Raw genomic sequence first — 19,109 nt, forward strand, 5'->3', positions numbered from 1 at the left:
TCGATGGTTGCTGCGATCTGTCTGAATTGTCGGCAATCTGAACGGCGGTGAAACCTCTCGGTCGCCAGGATTCGGCGGTGAGGTGTGGGGGTGGGGCACCGGTTCGGGTCAATTGGCCTGGGGCGCTTGGTGATATTGGCTACGCGGGGGTATGCGCAGGCGTACGGTTTGTGAGCACCCCTAATGCGATCGGGACTTGTGCGGAATCACGTAGCGACCGGTACGATGGCCGCGTTCCGCAACAGTCCGGCAATCGGGGCGACAGTGTGAGCTCGAAACCTGTCCCGAACCGACTGTCGCGGATCGGGATTCCGCACCCCTGGTGCGGAGAGAAGCCAAGTGCGCGGTATCGATGAGGGGATGGCTGTCGCATGATCGTGGATCGTGCAATGCGACTGGTGGCAGTGATCGCGGCTGTCACCGGTTCGGCACTGCTCGGGCCCGCTGCCGCTGACGCGCAGCCGGGCATCCCACTCGACCCCGCACCCGCCGGGCAGGATCCGGCGCAGCCCCGGTCCGCCGCCCCGCAGTCGCTGCCCGGGGCTCCGCAGTCGCAAGCCGTGGCCGTGCCCGCCGCCCCGGTGGCCGGGCCCCAGGATCTGCTCTCCATTCTGCTCGGCCTCGGAACCGGCTCGGCCGGACTGGGCGTCGGCTCGGCCGCGGTCGGCTCCGCGGGCCTGGGCGGCACCGGTTCGGCGGCGCTCGGTAGCGGTTCGGCCGTAACCGGTTCCGCCGGAGCGGGATTGGGTTCCGCCGTGGCGGGCACCGGTTCCGCGGGCGCCGCCACCGGCTCGGCTGTGCTGGGCACCGGATCCGCCGCCGTCGGTTCGGCCGGACTGGGCACCGGATTGGCGCTGGGCCTGGGCTCGGCGGGCGTCGGCTCGGCGGGCGTCGGCACCGGCTCCGCGCTGCTGGCGCTGCTGCTCGGCACCGGCTCGGCCGCAACGGGTTCCGCCGCGGTCGGCTCCGCGGCCGTCGGCTCGGCCGGCCTGGCCGCCCTGTGCACCGGTTCCGCGGCCGTCGGTTCCGCCGGAATCGGTTCTGCCGGAGTGGGTTCCGCGCTCGCCGGATCAGCCGGTCTGGGCGCCGGCCTCGGCGCGGGCGCGGGTTCGGCCGGCATGGGTTCGGCGGCCGGTTCGGCCGGCGCGGGCTCCGGGGTGGGTTCGGCGGCCGGCGGTTCGTCCGGTGCCGGTTCCGCTGCCCTCGGTTCTGCCGGTGTCGGAGGCCTCGGAGCGGGTTCGGCCGAGCTCGGTTCGGCGGCCATCGGTTCCGCGGCCCTGGGTTCGGCGGGCTTCGGTTCCGCCGCCATCTGCGCCTCACCGCTGCTGCTGTTGCTGATTCCGCCGCCCGCCGCGCCCGCGGCGCCGCCGGTGCCGCTGGAGATTCCGCAGCCGCCGGCGGTCCCGGCGCTGCCCGCGGTGGTGGTCCCGGTGGCCGCGCTGCCCGAGCCCGAAGCGCCGGCCGCACCCACGCCGCCCGCGCCGAAGCCCGCTCCCGTTCTGGCGCAACCGGATCCGGATGTGAAGCCGACCTCGCACAACTCGCCGCTGCCGCCGTGGAAGCCGCTGTCGGTGATCGGCGGCCTGATCGCCATGGCGCTGGCGGGCGCCGGGTCGGGTGCGGTCAGTTTCCAGAGCGCGTCCGCGGCGCAGGGCCGGGTCGACGCCGCGCGCGCGGCATTCTTCGGACCGAGGGCATGAGGGGACCGCGATGACCGAGAGCAAGGCTCATAGCATCGGGTCCTACCGCCGGGTGGCCGCCGCGGTGGACGCGGTGTGCGCGGTGGCGGCCGACTTCGACGCCACCGACCTGGACGAGGTGGTGCTCGCCATCTCCGCCGAGCGGCGGCGGCCGATCGAGATCGCCAGCGCCACACTGGGTCCGGGCGTGTGCGGCCAGCGCCGCAGCTATCCGGACCGGGACGTGATCGTGCTGGCGCAGGCGCTGCCCAGCCGCGAGCACACCCTCGCGCACGAGCTCGGCCACATCGTCTTCGACCATCCGGGCGAGGCGGCGACCGAAGTGGTGCTGGAGGCCAGCGACGATCTGATCGCCTACATGCTCAGCCAGCGCGCGCATCAGAAGGCCATCGATCTGGGCGACGACGAGCAGTGCGAATGGGAGGCGGAGACTTTCGCGAGCATGCTGATGACCCGCCTGCGGGTGTTCAACAGCCGGGGCGCTGGCGTCTCGGTCCTTCGATTCGATGAGGCGCTCGGATGACCGAGTCAGGGCCCGGAGGAGGCAGCTTGCGTAACCACGTAGGGCCCCTCGGGCATCCGAAGGAGGATGCGGCATGACCTTCTGGTTGGTGGCCATGCTGGTGTGGATGGCCTCGGGCGCACGCGTCGGGCGTGTGCTGGTGAAACCGGCGACCACGGCTCGGGTCGCGATCGTGATCGCCGTGGCCGCGGTGGCCTTGGCCGCGACGGTCGGGGTGCCGGAAATCGGTCTGGCCGTGGACCATCTGATACCGAACGGAGTCCATGGTCTGTGGCTGGGCGATCGGGTGGTGACGGCGGCGTGGATCATGTTCGCCACCGCCACCTCGGTGGTGGCGTCGGCCGCGTGGCCGGTGGTGTCGCGTCGCAATCTGCGCCAGATCGCCATGATGATCTACGGCGGCGGCGCGCTCGCCGTGCTGCTGACCCTGCTCTGGTCGGTGACCTTCGGTTGGGCGATCGTGCTGGTGGAGTGCGTGTTCATCGTGATCACCGGTGTGCGCAACCTGGATTGGACCACCCTCGGCCGCGGCATCGCGCTGTACACGACCGGCACCGGGGTGGTCGGCTTGCTGGCGGCCCTGTCGATTCGCCGCGAGGTGAACGACGAGCCCGTGCCGAATCCGGGTGACGCGGGCTGGTTCTGGCCGATCTGGCAGATCGCGGCGCTGCTCATCGCCATCGGCGCGGTGTGGATCGTGATCGAGCTGTGGTGGCGGGCGCGGGTGCTGCTCAGGCAGATTCGCACCCTGCACCGGGTGCTGATCGCACGGTTCCCGGAGGTGGTGGCGCACGAACAGACCGGTTCGGGCACCCAGCTCAAGGCCTCGGACCAGGTCGCGCAGATCATGGACGCGCTCTACCTGCAGTCCGGCGGCGGTGTGGAGCTGGCCGCGGCCGGTCAGCCGCCGGTCTCGGTGGCCGAGCGGGCGCGGCGGGTGGCCGAGTGGGCGCGGAATCCGTTCGGCGAGGCGGTGATCGACGGCCGCTGGATCTCGCCGCCCGCGGGTGTCAGCCCGCGCGGCTGGGTGCAGGCCATCGCCCGCGCCTATGACGCGGCGCCGGCGCGGGCCGCGGTTCCGGGGTCCGCCAAACGGTAGACATTTACTCTTCCATTACCTTTCGAGGCGGGCGGGCATTACCGTCCGGAAGGGCCTCGAAGTTGATCACGCGGAGATCACCGACCGATTTGTGATCTTGTCGCAAATGCGCAAGTCCCGTACCTCGCGTGATTGCCATGGGCGCGGCATTCCGTCGGGCCTTCTCGATGAGACTTCGTATCCGAGGTTTCGTCTCATCGAACCCGCCGTGCGTGGTACGGGACTTTGCTTGTCACTTGAAGTTGTCACTCGTGCTTGTCGCGGTTGGTGCAATGGGGCGAAACACTCACAGTGCACAAAACGACATAGTGCACAAAACAACTGATTCGGCCATCCGGGTGCACCTGGACGGCGTTATGCCAGTTTTGTGCATACTGCACCAGCGCAGGGTTCTGCGCCACATGGCCTCAGCACGCTGAGACCGGTGCAACATCCTTCACGCGAACCGCATGGTCCGGCGGAGACGCCGGTACTGCCCTGCAAGCAGTACCGGCGACCGCCTTATGTCCGGTCTGGAGCGAGCCCTGTAACAAACCAACACAGTGCGGCCTCCGAGCTAGCCGCACTGTGTTGCTCTGTGGCAGTGCTTATTCCGTGCCATCCGGAGGAATTTCGGGCAAACCTTCGCTTGCCCGCAACTTCTCCGCCATAGACGTGAGGAGATTCTGAGATTCTTCGGACAGGTCGAACGCCCTGCTCGACAGACGACGGAGTCCATAGCCCTGCAGCTGGGACAGCAGCTCGAGATCGTGATCGATCTTCGCCGCGTAGATGTCGTTGAAGAAGTAGTCCGGTTTGACCTTGAAGAACTTTGCCAGAGCAGCCACCGTCTCATCCGACGGGTTCGTGCGCTGTCCCGACCGCAACTGCGACAGATACGGTTTCGAGATCGGGTGGCCGGATGCCGTCAAAGCGGCTGCCACCTCTGCGTTCGTGTGCGGCTTACGCCCCGGGGGATGCACGGTTTCGAACAGCTTGTTCAGCCGCGCCGCGAAATCAGCCATTGTGAGCCGCCCAATTCCCTTCGCTGTACTAACAGTCGTTATCTCGGATACGTATCATTGATATTAGCGGCTCAGTAACTGAAAACCTACGCCTGATTCGCGATTTCCTTGAAGCTTCTAGGCGGTGATCCGGTTCACCCACTGTGGCTTGGGCGTTTGCGGGCCAACCCCACGGTTCTTGCCAAGGGCTTAAGAGCCCCGGTTCTGGCCCGTCGCGGGGGTCTTCCCGGACGGGCCACGGGTAGCCATAAGATAGCTGACGGATCATCTTCTTGTCTGTACCGGATTTTGTGTGGCGTACGCCACGTCTCACGGCAGGACGGATGAACGTTCAACCTGGCCGAAAATCATTGAGGGACTAGATCCGTTCGATGATCGTGCCCGTCGCGAGGGCCCCGCCGCAGCACATCAGGATCATGGCCGTGCTCTTGTCGGTGCGCTCCAGCTCGTGCAAAGCCGTTGTGATCAAGCGGGATCCGGTGCTGCCGACCGGGTGGCCCAGCGCGATCGCACCGCCATTGACATTCACGCGATCGAAATCCGGCTTGTGCACCGAGGCCCACGACAGCACCACGGAAGCGAAAGCCTCATTGATCTCGAACAAGTCGATATCGGAGATGCTCATGCCGGAACGCTCGAGCAGCCGCTCGCACGCCTGCACGGGTCCGTCGAGGTGGAATTCCGGCTCGCCACCGACCAGGCACTGCGAGACGATACGGGCGCGCGGACGCAAACCCTCACGCTGCGCGGCCTTTTCGTCCATCAGCAGCACAGCGGCGGCCCCGTCGGAGATCTGCGAGGACGTACCGGCGGTGTGAATTCCGCCCTCCAGCACCGGCTTCAGCTTCGCCAGGCCCTCGCGGTCGGTCGCGCGCAGGCCCTGGTCCTTGCTGATGTCGGCGAACTCGCCGGTGAGGTTGCCCTCCTTGTCGACCTGCGGGGCGTTCTTGATGGTCAGCACCTCGCGGTCGAAGCGGCCCTCGGCCCACGCCTGCGCGGCCAGCCGCTGCGAACGCACGCCCAGCTCCTCGACGTCGTCACGAGTGATGCCGCGCCGCTTGGCGATTCGCTCGGCGGCCTCGAACTGGTTGGGCATGTCGATGTCCCACGACGCGGGGCGGCGCGGCCCGGCGTGCGTTCCGACGTTGGCGCCCAACGGAACATGGCTCATGGACTCGATGCCGCAGGCCATGCCGACCTCGATGGCGCCGGTGGCGATCAGGCCGGCCACCATGCCCGCGGCCTGCTGCGCGGAACCGCACTGGTTGTCGATGGTGACGGCGCCGGTCTGCCACGGCAGTCCGGCGTGCAGCCAGGCGGTGCGGGTGACGTTGTTGCCCTGCTCGCCCACCTGCATGACGCAGCCGCCGACGACCTGCTCGACCAGAGCCGGGTTCAGCTCCGCGCGCTCGAGCACGCCCTGCTGTGCGGCGCCGAGCAGCTCGGCGGCGTGCAGGCCGGCGAGCCAGCCGTTGCGCTTGCCGATCGGGGTGCGCGCGGCCTCGACGATGACGGGAGTACCCATTGTCTTTCCTTCCGGATCAGAACTGCAACGAGTTCACGACCAGTAACGTAAGTCTGTTCCGGACTATTACCTAGTCCCTTCTCTTGTTCTACCCCCTGTGCTTCAATAGCGGTAGAACGTGTTTCAGTTGGTCAAAGGAGACTGCTGGTGGTTGACACTGCAGCCCGGCCCGGAGTGCCGGATGGATTCGACGTCACCGACCCCGAAATTTGGGCGAAGCGAGTGCCGGCCGAAGAGCTTGCCGAACTGCGCAAAACCGCGCCTATCTGGTGGAACCCGAAGTCGCCGGACGTCGGTGGGTTCACCGACGACGGCTTCTGGGTGCTGTCCAAGCATGCCGATGTGAAGACCGTCTCGCGCCGCGACGACGTGTTCTCCACCTATGAGAACACCGCCATCCCGCGGTTCCAGGATGACATCACCCGTGAGCAGATCGATCTGCAGCGTTTCGTTCTGCTGAACAAGGACGCCCCGGAGCACACCAAGCTCCGCAAGATCATCTCCAAGGGCTTCACGCCGCGCGTCATCAACGGCCTGCGCGCCGAGCTGACCGCCCGCGCGGAGTCCATCGTGAAGGCCGCCGTCGAGTCCGGCAACGGCGACTTCGTGGAGCAGGTGGCCGCCGAGCTGCCGCTGCAGGCCATCGCCGAGCTGATCGGTGTGCCGCAGGAAGACCGCATGAAGCTCTTCCAGTGGTCCAACGACATGACCAGCTACGACGATCCGGAATCGAACGCCGACCCGGTGGTCGCCTCCACCGAGATCCTCGGCTACTCGTACCAGATGGCCGAAGCCCGCCGCGCCTGCCCGGCCGACGACATCGTCACCCAGCTGATCAACGCCGACATGGACGGCGAGGCGCTGCTGCCCGAGGAATTCGGCTTCTTCGTCATGATGCTGGCCGTCGCGGGCAACGAGACCACCCGCAACGCCACCACCCACGGCATGATCGCCTTCATGGAGAACCCCGACCAGTGGGAGCTCTTCAAGAAGGAGCGGCCCAAGACCGCCGCCGACGAGATCATCCGCTGGGCCACCCCCGTCAGCTCCTTCCAGCGCACCGCGCTCGAGGACGTCGAGGTCGGCGGCGTGGAGATCAAGAAGGGCCAGCGGGTCATCCTGTCCTACCGCTCGGCCAACTTCGACGAAGAGGTGTTCGAGGACCCGTACACCTTCAACATCCTGCGTGACCCGAACCCGCACCTGTCCTTCGGCGGTACCGGCGCGCACTTCTGCATCGGCGCGAACCTGGCTCGACTCGAGATCGAGATCATCTTCAACGCCATCGCCGACCACATGCCCGACATCTCCAAGCTGGGCGACCCCAAGCGCCTGCGCTCGGGCTGGCTGAACGGCATCAAGGAGTTCCAGGTGGATTACAAGGGCGGCTGCCCTGTAAAGCACTGAGGCACTGATGGTTTGATCCGCCCTGCACCCCTCTCACTCCTCAGGGCGGAGACAAAGAGAAGCGGGCGACTGGATGAATCCAGTCGCCCGCTTCGGTTTTCGAGGCGCTAGGCCTTCTTCGTCGTCGCCATGGCCCGGTCGGTTTCCCAGAACGCGCGCAGGGCAAGGATCTTGCCGTCCTCGTCCACCTTGTAGGTGAAGACGCCTTCGGCATCGATGATGTGCCCGCCCATGGTGGTGCGGATGCGGCCGGTATAGGCCACCTCACGCCCGCACGCGAACGAGTCGTCGAAGAGGAACTCGATCGACTCGGTCTGGGCGATCGCCTTGTCCCAGAACGCCGCGATCGCTTCCGCGCCACGGTGTCCCACGCCCTCGGGATCGAAGAAGGACGGGCCGACGGGATCCTCCACGATGCCGTCGGCGGCGAACAGCGCCACCCAGGCGTCCTTGTCCTTGGCGCGCACCGCGGCCTGCGAGGCCGCGCCCGCCACCCGCGCGGGGTGTTCGGTGGTGGTGGTCATCGCTGCTCGCTCCCGACGACCCACATCGAGAAGTACTGCGAGCCACCGCCGTACGCGTGGCCGAAGGCCTTGCGCGCGTTCTCCACCTGGTAGTCGCCCGCGCGCCCCATGACCTGCTTGGCGGCCTCGGCGAACCGGATCATGCCCGACGCGCCGATCGGGTTGGAGGACAGCACGCCGCCCGACGGGTTGACCGGCAGCTTCCCGCCGATGGCGGTCTCGCCGGCGTCGGTGAGCTTCCAGCCCTCGCCCTCGGGCATGAAGCCCAGGTTCTCCAGCCACATCGGCTCGAACCACGAGAACGGGACGTAGATCTCGGCCGCGTCGATCTCCTCGAGCGGGTTGGTGATCCCGGCCTGCTTCCACAACGCCGCCGCGGCGGCCTGACCGGCCTTCGGGTTCACCTGGTCGCGGCCCGCGTAGGCGAGCGGCTCGGTGCGCATGGCGGTGCCGTGCACCCACGCGACCTTCTTGCCCTGCGCCTCCACGGCCTTGGCCGATTCCTCGTCACCGATCACGATGGCGCAGGCGCCGTCCGAGGACGGGCAGGTCTCGTCGAAACGGATGGGGTCCCACAGCATCTGGGACGCCATCACCGATTCCACGCTGATGTCGGGCTGGTGCAGGTGCGCGAACGGGTTCCGTGCGCCGTTGCGGCGGTCCTTCACCGCGACCATGGCGCCCACGTGCAGCGGGGCGTTGGAGCGGCGGATGTAGGCGCGCACGTGCGGGGCGAAGTAGCCGCCCGCGCCCGCGCCGACCGGCATGGTGAACGGCACCGGGTTCGACAGCGCCCACATGGCGTTGGACTCGGACTGCTTCTCCCACGCCACGGCCAGCACCCGGCGGTGCACGCCGGCCTGGACCTGGTTGGCCGCGACCACCGCGGTGGAACCGCCGACGGAACCGGCGGTGTGCACCCGGAGCAGCGGCTTTCCGGTGGCGCCCAGCGCGTCCGAGAGGAACAGCTCCGGCATCATGGAGCCCTCGAAGAAGTCGGGGGCCTTGCCGATGACCACGGCGTCGATATCGGCCATGGTCAGGCCGGAGTCCGTGAGAGCCCGGTCGATGGCCTCGCGGATCATTCCGGCCATCGATACATCGGACCGTTTGGTCACGTGATGGGTCTGTCCGGTGCCGAGGACGGCAGCTGCGTAGCTCATGAACGTGCCTCCAGGGTGGCCACCAGGTTCTGCTGCAACGCGGGGCCGCTGGCGGCATGCGCCAGTGCGCGATTCGCGGTGCCATTGATGATTTCGCGGGCGGCGAAGCCGATGCGCTCCAGTCCGGCCGCGAACATGGGGTTGCCCGACAGCGCGCCGCCGGACGGGTTGATCCGGGTGTCCCCGTTCAGGCCGATGGCCTGCTTCAGGATCAGCTCCTCGTGACTGAACTGCGCGTGCAGCTCGGCCACATCGAAACCGCTTGCGTCGCCGCCGGTTACGGCGTTCGCCGCCTTGGCCGCGGACTCCGAGACGGTGAGGTCGCGGGCGCCCAGCACGGGGGAGTCGATGTAGTGCGCCATGCCGGTCAGCCAGGCCGGACGCTCGCACAGTTCGCGGGCCCGGTCGCCGACGGCCAGCACGATGGCGGCCGCGCCATCGGTGATAGGGGCGATGTCATGGGCGCGCAGCGGATCGTTGATCTTCGGCGCGGCCAGCAGCTTGTCGATGTCACCGCCGGTGGTGCGGGCGGCCACCGCGGCCATGTCGGCCTCGGTCCAGCGGCCCGCGTCCAGGCCCGCGCGGGCCTGCAGGCCGGCCATCGACAGCGAGTCCACGCCCAGCGGCGCGACCAGGTACGGGTCGGTCTGCAGACCCAGGATCTGGCGCAGGGTACCGGCCGAGGACTTGCCGAAGCCGTAGACCAGCGCGGTCTGCGCCTGTCCGGAGCGGAGTTTCACCCACGCCTCGTACAGCGCCCAGGCCGCGTCCATCTCCACGTGCGACTCGTTGATCGGCGGCACCGCGCCGATGGAGTCGATCGCCGAGATGAACGAGAAGGCCCGTCCGGCAAGGTAATCCGAGGAGCCGGAGCACCAGAAGTCGATATCGGACACGCCGACGCCGAGCTTCTGCTTGAGCTCGTCGAAGCAGGGCGCGAGCATTTCCACGCCATTGGTGGTGCCGAAGGTCTCCGGCACGTGCGGCGCGTGGGCGAAGCCCACCACCGCGATGTCGGTTGCTGTGTTACGCCCTCCCGTCGCCCCGCCGCCACCCCTGGCGGAATCGCTACGCGATGCAGTGTTGGTCATTTCAGCGCCTCTCTACAGGTGGTGCGCGAAGCTGTCGTAGTCGGCGTCGGGTTCGCCGGTCGGCCGGAAGTGGTCGATATTGGCCATGGACAGGCCCCACTCCTCGCGCGGCTTCCACACCGCCTCGATTCGCATGCCCATCCGGACCTCGCTCGCTTCGACGCCGAGCACCAGGTGCAGGAAGGGAATGTCCGCGCCGTCGAGCAGCACGTAGGCGGCCACGTACGGCGGCTTCAGGCGCTGGCCCATGAACGGCACGTTCACGATGCAGAAGGTGGTCACGATGCCCTTGTCGGACACCTCGACGAAGTCGTCGGTCGGCGAGCCGTCGCGCGGGTCGGCGCCGCGCGGCGGGAAGTACACCTTGCCGTCCAGCTTGGCGCGGGCGCCCAGCAGCTTGCCCTCCATCAGGCCCTTCAGGAAGACGGCTTCCTGCGGCGCGGCGGTGTGCTTGACCGAGAAGTCGATCGGGGTCACGATGCCGGTGACCGGCTCCGCCTCGGCGGTGGACGCCGTTGCCGGAGCGGAGGTCTCGCCCGGTTCGAAGGCCACGATGTCGTGGATGTCGCCGGTGCGCTCGGCCGCCCAGCGGGCCCGCACGCGCATGCCGGTGCTGATGTCGGCGGGGCTCGCCACATCCACCGCGTGCAGGATGGCGGTGTCCGCGCCGTCCAACTTGATCAGCGCGTAGGCGAAGGGCCGGTCGAACGGCTGGCTCGGGAGCGGCTCGGCCACCCAGGACCAGGTCTGCACGGTGCCGACGTCGGAGACGTCGACGAATTCCGTCAGTGGTTCGGCGGTCTTCGGATCGTATTCCGCGGGCGGCACGATCACGCGCCCATCGGAACCCCGCACTCCGACGACCTTGCCGGCACGCAATTCCGTGAGGAAGCGCCCGATGGTCGGACCGGTGGAGCGGGTGTAGTCGAATTGCATCCGCAGCGGTGCGGACAGTACTTCGGTGTTCCCCAGAGTCACGAGATCGAGTAGAACAGGTTCTAGTGACGGTGGCAAGAGTACGGGCTGCGGCCCTGACGAACGGTCCCGGATGTTCTAGGAAGGAACCTCCGCGCCTGAGCGGTCAGGCGCGGAGGAGGCAGCGGAGCGTAACCATGGAGCGCTCCGCTCTGGTGCGAAAGGAAATCCAGTAATGCGCTTTGGCTTGCAACTCGGATATTGGGGCGCGCAGCCGCCCGCCAATACGCGGGAGCTGATCGCGGCTGCTGAGGAGACCGGCTTCGACGCCGTCTTCACCGCCGAATCGTGGGGCTCGGACGCCTTCACCCCGCTGGCCTGGTACGGCTCCGACACCAGCCGGGTCCGGCTGGGCACCTCGGTCGTGCAGATGTCGGCGCGCACCCCCACCGCGACCGCCATGGCCGCGCTGACCATCGACCACCTCAGCGGCGGCCGGCACATCCTCGGCCTCGGCGTCTCCGGCCCGCAGGTGGTCGAGGGCTGGTACGGCCAGCCCTTCGCCAAGCCGCTGGCCCGCACCCGCGAGTACGTCTCGATCGTGCGGCAGGTGCTGGCCCGCGAGGGCAAGGTGACCAGTGCGGGCCCGCACTACCCGCTGCCCTACGGCGGTCCCGGCGCCACCGGATTCGGCAAGCCGCTCAAGTCGATCACCCACCCGCTGCGCTCGGACGTGCCGATCTGGCTCGGCGCCGAGGGGCCCAAGAACGTGGCCCTGACCGCGGAGATCGCCGACGGCTGGCTGGCCATCTACTACACGCCGCGGCTGGCCGACATGTACAACGAATGGCTCGACGAGGGCTTCTCCCGGCCGGGCGCGCGGCGCTCGCGCGAGGACTTCGAGATCGCGGCCACCGCGCAGGTCATCCTCACCGACGACCCCAAGGCCGAACTGGATCGGCTGCGGCCGTTCATGGCGCTCTACATCGGCGGCATGGGCGCGGAGGAACTCAACTTCCACGCCGAGGTGTACCGGCGCATGGGCTACGGCGAGCAGGTCGACGAGATCACCCGGCTCTTCCGCACCGGCCGCAAGGAGGAGGCCGCGGCGGTCGTCCCCGACGAGCTGATCCTCGACACCACGATCATCGGCAACGAGGCGCAGGTGCGTGAGCAGCTGAAGGTGTGGGAGCAGGCGGGCGTCACCATGATGCTGGTCGGCGTCCGCGACGTGGCGCAGTTCGAGAAGCTGAAGCCGCTCATCGAGTCGTAAGGACCGGTGCGGTCCGGAAGAGCGCGCCCTGCTGAGCGGGGTGCGCTCTTCCTGTTTGTCCCCAGCCGGGGGTACGTCACCGTACTGTTGTGACAGGGGGCACTTCCGCTCAGTGGGACGGGTGCGAAAACAGTGGCTTGTCACACACAAGAACACGTTCTATTTTGGTCCCTGTGAGCTACAACATTGCGGACCTTGTCGAGCACACCATCGACCTCATGCCGGAACGTGTCGCGCTGGTTGACGACACCCGCTCGGTCACCTACGCCGAGCTGGAGGACCGTGCCAACCGGCTGGCGCACTACCTGCAGGAACAGGGAGTGCAGCCGGGTGACAAGGTCGGCGTCTACTCGCGCAACACCATCGAGGCCGTCGAGGCCATGGTGGCCATCTTCAAGGCGCGGGCAGTCATGATCAACGTGAACTACCGCTACGTTGAGAACGAGTTGCAGTACATCTTCGAGAACTCGGACATGGTCGCGCTGCTGCACGAGCGTCGCTACAGCGACAAGGTGGCCAACGTGGTCCCCAACGTGCCCGCGATCAAGACCGTGATCACCGTCGAGGACGGCACCGACCTGCCGCTGCCCCCGACCGCGATCGAATACGAGGCGGCCCTGGCCTCCTCGCACGGCGAGCGCGACTTCGAGGAGCGCACCTCCGACGACATCATGATGATCTACACCGGTGGCACCACCGGTATGCCCAAGGGCGTCATGTGGCGGCAGGAGGACTGGTGGCGCGTGCTCGGCGGCGGCATCAACTTCTACACCGGTGAATTCGTCGAGGACGAATGGCAGCAGTCCAAGGGCGGCGCCAGCGGCAGCGCCCCGATGGTGCGCTACCCGATCCCGCCGCTGATCCACGGCGGCGCGTTCACCGCGACCCTGCACAGCCTCTTCGACGGCGGCAAGGCCGTCATGCTGCCCGAGTTCAGCGGCCACGGCGTCTGCCGCGCGGTGCAGAACCACGGGGTCAACATGATCTTCATTACCGGTGACGCCATGGCCCGTCCGATCCTGGACGCGCTGGGCGAGGGCAACCCGGAAACCGGTGCGCCCTACGACCATTCGGCCCTGTGGGTGCTGGCCAGCAGCGCGGCGCTGTTCTCGCCCGTGCTCAAGGACGAGTTCATCGAGCGCTTCCCGAACGCGCTCATCACCGACTCCATCGGCGCGTCCGAGACCGGCTTCGGCGGTCTGGCCGTGGCCACCAAGGGCGCCACCCACACCGGCGGCCCGCGCGTGAAGATCGACGGCTCCACCAAGGTCATCGACGAGGAAGGCAACGAGGTCGCCCCCGGCTCCGGCCAGGTCGGCATGCTCGCCCGCACCGGCAACATCCCGATCGGCTACTACAACGACCCGGTCAAGACCGCCGAGACGTTCAAGGAGTTCAACGGCAAGCGCTACTCCATCCCCGGCGACTTCGCCCGGGTGGAGGACGACGGCACCGTCACCATGCTCGGCCGCGGCTCGGTGTCGATCAACTCCGGTGGCGAGAAGATCTTCCCCGAAGAGGTCGAGGGCGCGCTGAAGGCGCATCCCGACGTGTTCGACGCCCTGGTCGTCGGCGTGCCGGACGAGCGCTGGGGCAACCGCGTCGTCGCGGTCGTGGCCTGCCGCGGCGAGGCCCGTCCGACCCTGGAGGAGCTGCGCCCGACCCTGGTCAAGGAGATCTCCTCCTACAAGATGCCGCGCAGCCTGTGGTACGTGGACGAGATCAAGCGCTCGCCCGCCGGCAAGCCGGACTACAAGTGGGCCAAGGCCCAGACCGAAGCCCGCGAGGCCGACAACCACGCCCAGGCGTCGTCGAAGTAGCTCGACCCAGCTCTCCGAACCTCCCGTGCCCGCCTGCTGTCGCAGGCGGGCACGGCCCTAGGTTTGTTGTGGGTTGGTTGCGCCTGCCCGCGACCGCGGTGGGCACGGCCCGTTTGTTGTGGGTTGATTGCGACCGCCTGCGGTCGCAGGTGGGCGCTGCCCGAGATTTGTTGTGGGTGAATAGTGCCCGTCCGCTTTCTGCGGGCGGGCATTCGCTCGTTTCGACGGGTGTTTCTTGTCGGTGGGCTGTGCGAGGCTGTCAGGCATGAGCGAGAAGGTGGGCGGCACCGTATCGGATGATGTACTGCGCTCTTTCGAGGGCCATCGGCGCGAACTGTGCGCCTACGCGTATCGAATGCTCGGATCCTCGTTCGAGGCCGAGGACGCGGTGCAGGAGACCTTCACGCGGGCCTGGAAGTCCTACGACTCGTTCGAGGGCCGGGCCAGCATCCGCTCCTGGCTGTACAAGATCGCCACCAATGTCTGTCTGGACATGCTGGACGGCCCGCAGCGCCGGGCCCGGCCCATGGACCTCAACGGACCCTCCACACCCGATTCGCAGTTGCCCGCGCCGGAGCCGGATTACGTGTGGGTGGAACCGATTCCGAACGCGCTCGCCTTCGGCGCCGACCCCGCCGAGGCCGCCAGCACCAAGGACACCCTGCGCCTGGCCTTCGTTGCCGCCGTGCAGCATCTGCCCGCCAGCCAGCGCGCGATCCTCATCATGCGTGAGGTGCTGCGCTTCTCCGCCGGCGAGACCGCCGACATGCTGAATGTCTCGCCCGCCTCGGTGAACAGCGCTCTGCAGCGGGCCCGCGCCACCATGTCGAAGGTGCAGGAGACCGCCACCGTCTCCGATCCCTTCGACGAGCGCAACGAGCAGCAGCGCAAGCTGGTCGACGACTTCGTGAAGGCCTTCGAGGCCTATGACATGAGCGCCCTGACCGAGCTGCTGAAAGCCGATGTGGCCCTGTCCATGCCGCCGTTCTCGCTGTGGGTGTCCGGCCCCGAGAACGTGGCCGCCTTCATGCTCGGCACCGGCCAGGCCTGCCGCGATTCCCGCATGGTGCCCCTGGAGGGCGCGAACGGCCTGCCCGCCTTCGGCCACTACAAGCCCGGCGACGAGCCCGGCGTCTGGATCCCGTGGTCCATCACCACGCTGGAACTCTCCGGCGACCGCATCTCCGGCCTCACCTTCTTCCTCGACACCGAGAAGCTGTTCCCCCTCTTCGGTCTCCCCATGGAGCTACGCCCGAACTAGGCTCTCCGCCACGGGAGTCCGGGGAGGGGCGCATGACGGTCGAGTTGCACGCGGACGAGCGGTGGGCGCAGAACCTGCGCCGCATGCTGGTGGGAGTCCGGCACGAGGCGGTCATGGCCATCGCCCGCCCGGTCCGGCCGGAGACCGAATACCGCGCGGAGGACACGGTTTTCCGGCAGTTGCACGAGGCCGGAAAGCAGGTGCGGGTGCTGCTGTCGGCCGCGTATGTGAGCAGCCGGGGCCGCCAGTCGGTGCTGCGGCAGTTCACCCTCGGCTCACGGATCCGGGTCACCGACGCCGATTTCTGTAATGCGCTGATCGTCGATCGCGAGCGGGCGGCGCTGTGGTCGGCCGCGCCGGGGGAGGAGCCACGCGGATACCTGGTGGCCGAACCCGCGCTGCTCGGTGTGGTGCACCAGTTCGCCACCCGCACCTGGCATTCCGCGCGCGACCTGCGCGAGCACCTGGAGGTGCGGGACGGCCTGGACGCGGTGGCCCTCGCGGTGGTCGAGCAGCTGTCCACCGGGGCCAAGGACGAGACCGCGGCCCGGGCGCTGGGGTGTCGCTGCGCACCTACCGGCGCTACGTCGCCCAGCTCATGACGCGGTTCGAGGTGAGCACCCGCTTCCAGCTCGGGGTGCGGGTGCGGGAGCTCGGGCTGCTCGGCTGATCAGCCGGCCGCGATGCTGATCAGCGGGGCGCGCGCAGGTCCTCGGGGTGCGCGGCCGCGAACCGTTTGGCGGCGGGATAGTTCGCCTTGCCGCTCGGCTGCCGCATGACGGTGCCGACCAGCCAATAGCCGCGTGGCGCTTTGTATCCCGCGACCTTGGTCCGCACGTGGGCGTCGAGTTCGGCGAGATCGATCGCGGTCGAGGTCCGCGGCTGCACCACCGCGGCGACGGCCTGCCCGAACCGTTCGTGCGGGATGCCGATCACCAGCGCGTCGAAGACGTCCGGATGGGACTTGAGCGCTGTCTCGACCTCCTCGGGGAACACCTTCTCGCCACCGGTATTGATGCACTCCGAACCGCGGCCGAGCAGGGTGACGGTGCCGTCGGCCTCGTAGCGGGCGTAATCACCCGGCGCGACATACCGTTTGCCGTCGACCTCGACGAAGATGGTCTTCGTCTTCTCCGGGTCCTTGTAGTACCCGATCGGCACATGCCCGGTCCGCGCCATCCGGCCGACGGCTCCGGCGACGGGCGGCACGAGGCGGCCGTCGTCGTCCAGCAGCGCGGACTGTGCTCCGAACTTCACCCGCGGGCCCCGCGTGTGGTCGGAATCCTGGGTGACCGTGGACAGTCCGGTGCTGCCGCTCTCCGACGACCCGATCACGTCGGTGACGAACAGGTTGGGGAACGTCGCGAGGTACTCCTGTTTGAGCGAGTGCGAGAACAGCGCGGCGTGACTGCTGAACGCCCACAGGGACGGAACCTCGTACCGCCCTGCGTGATACGCCTCGAGCAGCGGCTTGGCCATGGCGTCGCCGACCACGGTCAGCACATTGACCCGGTGCTTCGCCACCACCCGCCAGACCTCGTCGGCGTCGAACCGCGGCACGAGAACCACTGTGCCGCCCGAGTGCAGGGCGAGGAAGGCCGCCCACTGGGCCGCGCCGTGGATGAGCGGCGAGAGCGGGGCCATGACGATCCCCTCGGGTGCGGATGCGGCGTTCTTCGCCAATTCCCATTCGTCCGAGACGTATTCGCCGGTGACGTGGTTGATGCCGCCGCCGAGCGCCCGCCAGACGTCCTCGTGCCGCCACATGACGCCCTTGGGCAGGCCGGTGGTGCCGCCCGTATAGAGGATGTACAGATCGTCGCCGCTGCGCGGACCGAAATCACGTTCCGGGGACTGCGCGGCGAGGGCGGCGTCGTAATGGGTTCCGATCGCGAGTGTTTCGGTCAGGTCCGGCGCGGACCCGCGGACGGCTTCGACGATTTCGGTGAATTCCGCTTCGTGGATAATTGCTTTCAAATCCGCGTTGCCGACGATATAGCGCACCTCGTCGGCGACATACCGATAATTCACGCTCACCGAGACGGCTCGCAGTTTGTAGGCCGCGAGCATCGTTTCCAAGGCTTCGATGGAATTGCGTGAATAGATGCCGACGTGGTCGCCGGGGCCGATGCCGCGGGCGGCGAGGTGGTGGGCGAGCCGGTTGGCGCGGTCGTCGAGTTCGCGGTAGGTGAGGCGCCGGTCCTCGCAGATGAGGGCGGTCCGCTCCGGGACCGCGTCGACCGCGTGCTCGAACAGGTCTGCAACAGTGAAAGCCATGGGCTCACCCTCGCTTTCGCGGGGGTGGAGCGCGGGTTCATCGGTTGGCAGGAAGCTGTCACGGCCCGGGCGCGCGGAGGGAATGTTCCGCGGGCCGATCCCCTCCTGTCCAGATGTAGACATGAACCCGGCCCGCGGTCCCTCTACCCTCGCCGCCGGGCTGACCAAGATCAAGATCAGCAGGTCACCCGTATTGGGTGGCAGCCGGATTTGCGGATTACCAGAGGACGATGTTCGAGGTGTCGGGATCGGCCGTGGCGGGGTCCGGGTAGCGGGGCGTGAGGCTGAAGAGCTCCACGTCGCGGTTCGGGAACGCCCAGCGCAGGCAGTCCATTTGGTATTCCGTGACCACTCCGGTGGCGGGGTCGCGGAGCAGGAGGGAATCGTCGGCGAGGATCTCGCGCGGGCACGGGGTGTTCCAGATGCGGTCGAACTCGGGGCTCGACCGGCAGGCTTCGCGGATCTCGCGGACGCGTTCGGCCGGGGTGTTCGCCAGGGAGTACTCCGTGAGGGCCCAGACCAGGCGGTGAACGAAATCGGCCCAGTTGACCAGGTATTCGGATGCCCGAGGTTCGTTCATCGTGGCCACGATGACGTTGAGGGGGCGGTCGGGAGCGCCGAGCCGCGGATCCAGCCACGGGAACAGACGGCAGGCCACCGCATTGGCCGCCAGAATATTGTTCTCGGGAACCTGGTGCAGGGAGGCGGGGCCGCGCAGGTTGCGCATGAAGGCCAGCATGCCGTCGGTCACCGAGCCCCCCGCCGCGGCCGACACCGACAGGTCGTCGCCGGTGGCGATCGACCACAGCACCCGCCGCCGGTTCACCGGTATCTCGAAGAGCACGGCCAGTGCGTTGAGCATGCCGGGATGCGGGAGGCGCTGGCCGTTCTCGATCTTCTCGTAGCCGCTGCGGGACATGTGCAGCGCCTCGGCGACGGCGCGCTGGGTCATGCCGTGGCGGAGTCGTTCCCGTTTGAGGTACGCGCCCAGTGATATCCCGTGGGGGCCTTCGGACTCAGGACTATCGGCGCGCATCGATCACACAGGATAAGCCATGTAGAACGGCTCCCACTGGTGGCCGTCGAGGTCGAGGAAGGTGCGGCCGTACATGCCGACCTCGGCTTCCTGGGCCCGGCGGTCCGCACTGACCTCCTCCTGGCCGCCCGCGGCCAGCGCGGCCTCCAGCAGCGCGTCGACCTCCTGGGCGCTGCCCAGGGCGAGCGCGTAGACACTGCCGACGGTGCCGCGGGTGTCGCCCAGCGGGCGGCGGCCGAAGGTGGTGAAGAACTCGTGCGTCAGCAGCATGACGCAGATGTTGTCGTCGACCACGATGCAAGCGGCGCTGCCGTCGGTGAAGTCCTGATTCACCTTCCAGCCGATGGACTCGTAGAAGCGCTTGGACCGGTCCAGGTCGGCGACGGGCAGATTGATGAAGATCATCTTGCTCGGCATGGTGGCGCGTCCCCTCTCATTCGATGTACTGATGAGGACGAAGCGGGTGCGGGAAACTCATCGGTCGTGCGAGA

Annotated in this window: 17 protein-coding genes; 8 read left to right on the forward strand and 9 right to left on the reverse strand. The window is 67.9% G+C overall.

What is annotated here, in order from left to right; genetic code table 11:
• Positions 1-389: 389 nt before the first annotated feature.
• The 3 genes from ACQPYY_RS02620 to ACQPYY_RS02630 all read left to right on the forward strand — a co-directional run bounded on the left by ACQPYY_RS02620 (position 390) and on the right by ACQPYY_RS02630 (position 3,322).
• The gene (locus tag ACQPYY_RS02620; protein WP_433592645.1) at positions 390-1,700 is read left to right on the forward strand and encodes a hypothetical protein; all 1,311 of its coding nucleotides are present in this window, start codon (positions 390-392) and stop codon (positions 1,698-1,700) included.
• A 10-nt stretch (positions 1,701-1,710) separates the two neighbouring features.
• Complete coding sequence (locus tag ACQPYY_RS02625; protein ID WP_357089776.1) at positions 1,711-2,223, forward strand: ImmA/IrrE family metallo-endopeptidase; 513 nt, start codon at positions 1,711-1,713, stop codon at positions 2,221-2,223.
• 73 nt (positions 2,224-2,296) lie between these two features.
• Complete coding sequence (locus tag ACQPYY_RS02630) at positions 2,297-3,322, forward strand: hypothetical protein (RefSeq protein WP_433592646.1); 1,026 nt, start codon at positions 2,297-2,299, stop codon at positions 3,320-3,322.
• A 587-nt stretch (positions 3,323-3,909) separates the two neighbouring features.
• On the opposite strand, the gene ACQPYY_RS02635 is transcribed toward ACQPYY_RS02630, so the two are convergent.
• Both ACQPYY_RS02635 and ACQPYY_RS02640 read right to left on the reverse strand, forming a co-directional pair.
• Complete coding sequence (locus ACQPYY_RS02635; protein ID WP_011207048.1) at positions 3,910-4,326, reverse strand: helix-turn-helix domain-containing protein; 417 nt, start codon at positions 4,324-4,326, stop codon at positions 3,910-3,912.
• Positions 4,327-4,684: 358 nt separating this feature from the next.
• Positions 4,685-5,851: a steroid 3-ketoacyl-CoA thiolase gene (locus tag ACQPYY_RS02640; protein ID WP_357282764.1), complete on the reverse strand. Its 1,167-nt coding sequence runs from the start codon at positions 5,849-5,851 to the stop codon at positions 4,685-4,687.
• Positions 5,852-5,998: 147 nt separating this feature from the next.
• Between ACQPYY_RS02640 and ACQPYY_RS02645 the strand changes: the two genes are divergently transcribed.
• Positions 5,999-7,258 carry a cytochrome P450 gene (locus tag ACQPYY_RS02645; protein ID WP_433592647.1) on the forward strand — a complete coding sequence of 420 codons (1,260 nt, stop codon included), beginning with the start codon at positions 5,999-6,001 and terminating at the stop codon, positions 7,256-7,258.
• Positions 7,259-7,365: 107 nt separating this feature from the next.
• On the opposite strand, the gene ACQPYY_RS02650 is transcribed toward ACQPYY_RS02645, so the two are convergent.
• The 4 genes from ACQPYY_RS02650 to ACQPYY_RS02665 are packed head-to-tail and all read right to left on the reverse strand — an operon-like array spanning position 7,366 to position 10,972.
• Positions 7,366-7,782, reverse strand: coding sequence for a nuclear transport factor 2 family protein (locus tag ACQPYY_RS02650; RefSeq protein WP_379105980.1), 417 nt, complete (start codon positions 7,780-7,782; stop codon positions 7,366-7,368).
• Positions 7,779-8,945 (reverse strand): thiolase domain-containing protein, encoded by a 1,167-nt coding sequence (locus ACQPYY_RS02655; RefSeq protein WP_379105978.1) that lies wholly within the window; start codon positions 8,943-8,945, stop codon positions 7,779-7,781. The genes ACQPYY_RS02650 and ACQPYY_RS02655 overlap by 4 nt, the downstream gene beginning before the upstream one ends.
• Positions 8,942-10,036 (reverse strand): thiolase domain-containing protein, encoded by a 1,095-nt coding sequence (locus ACQPYY_RS02660; RefSeq protein ID WP_433592648.1) that lies wholly within the window; start codon positions 10,034-10,036, stop codon positions 8,942-8,944. Before ACQPYY_RS02660 ends, ACQPYY_RS02655 begins: the two co-directional genes overlap by 4 nt.
• Before the next feature lie 12 nt (positions 10,037-10,048).
• Positions 10,049-10,972, reverse strand: coding sequence for a Zn-ribbon domain-containing OB-fold protein (locus ACQPYY_RS02665; protein ID WP_433594552.1), 924 nt, complete (start codon positions 10,970-10,972; stop codon positions 10,049-10,051).
• A 214-nt stretch (positions 10,973-11,186) separates the two neighbouring features.
• Here ACQPYY_RS02665 and ACQPYY_RS02670 point away from each other — a divergent pair, with 214 nt between their 5' ends.
• The 4 genes from ACQPYY_RS02670 to ACQPYY_RS02685 all read left to right on the forward strand — a co-directional run bounded on the left by ACQPYY_RS02670 (position 11,187) and on the right by ACQPYY_RS02685 (position 15,907).
• Positions 11,187-12,224 carry an LLM class F420-dependent oxidoreductase gene (locus tag ACQPYY_RS02670; protein WP_379105976.1) on the forward strand — a complete coding sequence of 346 codons (1,038 nt, stop codon included), beginning with the start codon at positions 11,187-11,189 and terminating at the stop codon, positions 12,222-12,224.
• A 173-nt stretch (positions 12,225-12,397) separates the two neighbouring features.
• On the forward strand, positions 12,398-14,044 hold the full coding sequence (locus tag ACQPYY_RS02675; RefSeq protein ID WP_433592649.1) for an acyl-CoA synthetase: 1,647 nt from the start codon (positions 12,398-12,400) through the stop codon (positions 14,042-14,044).
• A 265-nt stretch (positions 14,045-14,309) separates the two neighbouring features.
• Entirely contained in the window at positions 14,310-15,305 is a 996-nt protein-coding gene (locus ACQPYY_RS02680) for a sigma-70 family RNA polymerase sigma factor (RefSeq protein WP_379105972.1), read from the forward strand.
• A 32-nt stretch (positions 15,306-15,337) separates the two neighbouring features.
• A complete protein-coding gene (locus ACQPYY_RS02685) occupies positions 15,338-15,907 on the forward strand; it encodes a hypothetical protein (RefSeq protein WP_433592650.1) in 570 nt (189 codons plus the stop codon).
• An 88-nt stretch (positions 15,908-15,995) separates the two neighbouring features.
• Here ACQPYY_RS02685 and ACQPYY_RS02690 read toward each other — a convergent pair whose 3' ends face one another.
• The 3 genes from ACQPYY_RS02690 to ACQPYY_RS02700 form a co-directional block, all read right to left on the reverse strand.
• Entirely contained in the window at positions 15,996-17,582 is a 1,587-nt protein-coding gene (locus tag ACQPYY_RS02690; RefSeq protein ID WP_433592651.1) for an acyl-CoA synthetase, read from the reverse strand.
• Positions 17,583-17,799: 217 nt separating this feature from the next.
• Entirely contained in the window at positions 17,800-18,618 is an 819-nt protein-coding gene (locus ACQPYY_RS02695) for a helix-turn-helix domain-containing protein (RefSeq protein WP_433592652.1), read from the reverse strand.
• A gap of 3 nt (positions 18,619-18,621) precedes the next feature.
• Positions 18,622-19,035 carry a VOC family protein gene (locus ACQPYY_RS02700; RefSeq protein ID WP_433592653.1) on the reverse strand — a complete coding sequence of 138 codons (414 nt, stop codon included), beginning with the start codon at positions 19,033-19,035 and terminating at the stop codon, positions 18,622-18,624.
• Positions 19,036-19,109 lie beyond the last annotated feature (74 nt).

Source organism: Nocardia sp. CA-145437, assembly GCF_050956485.1.
In the GTDB taxonomy this organism is placed as follows: domain Bacteria; phylum Actinomycetota; class Actinomycetes; order Mycobacteriales; family Mycobacteriaceae; genus Nocardia.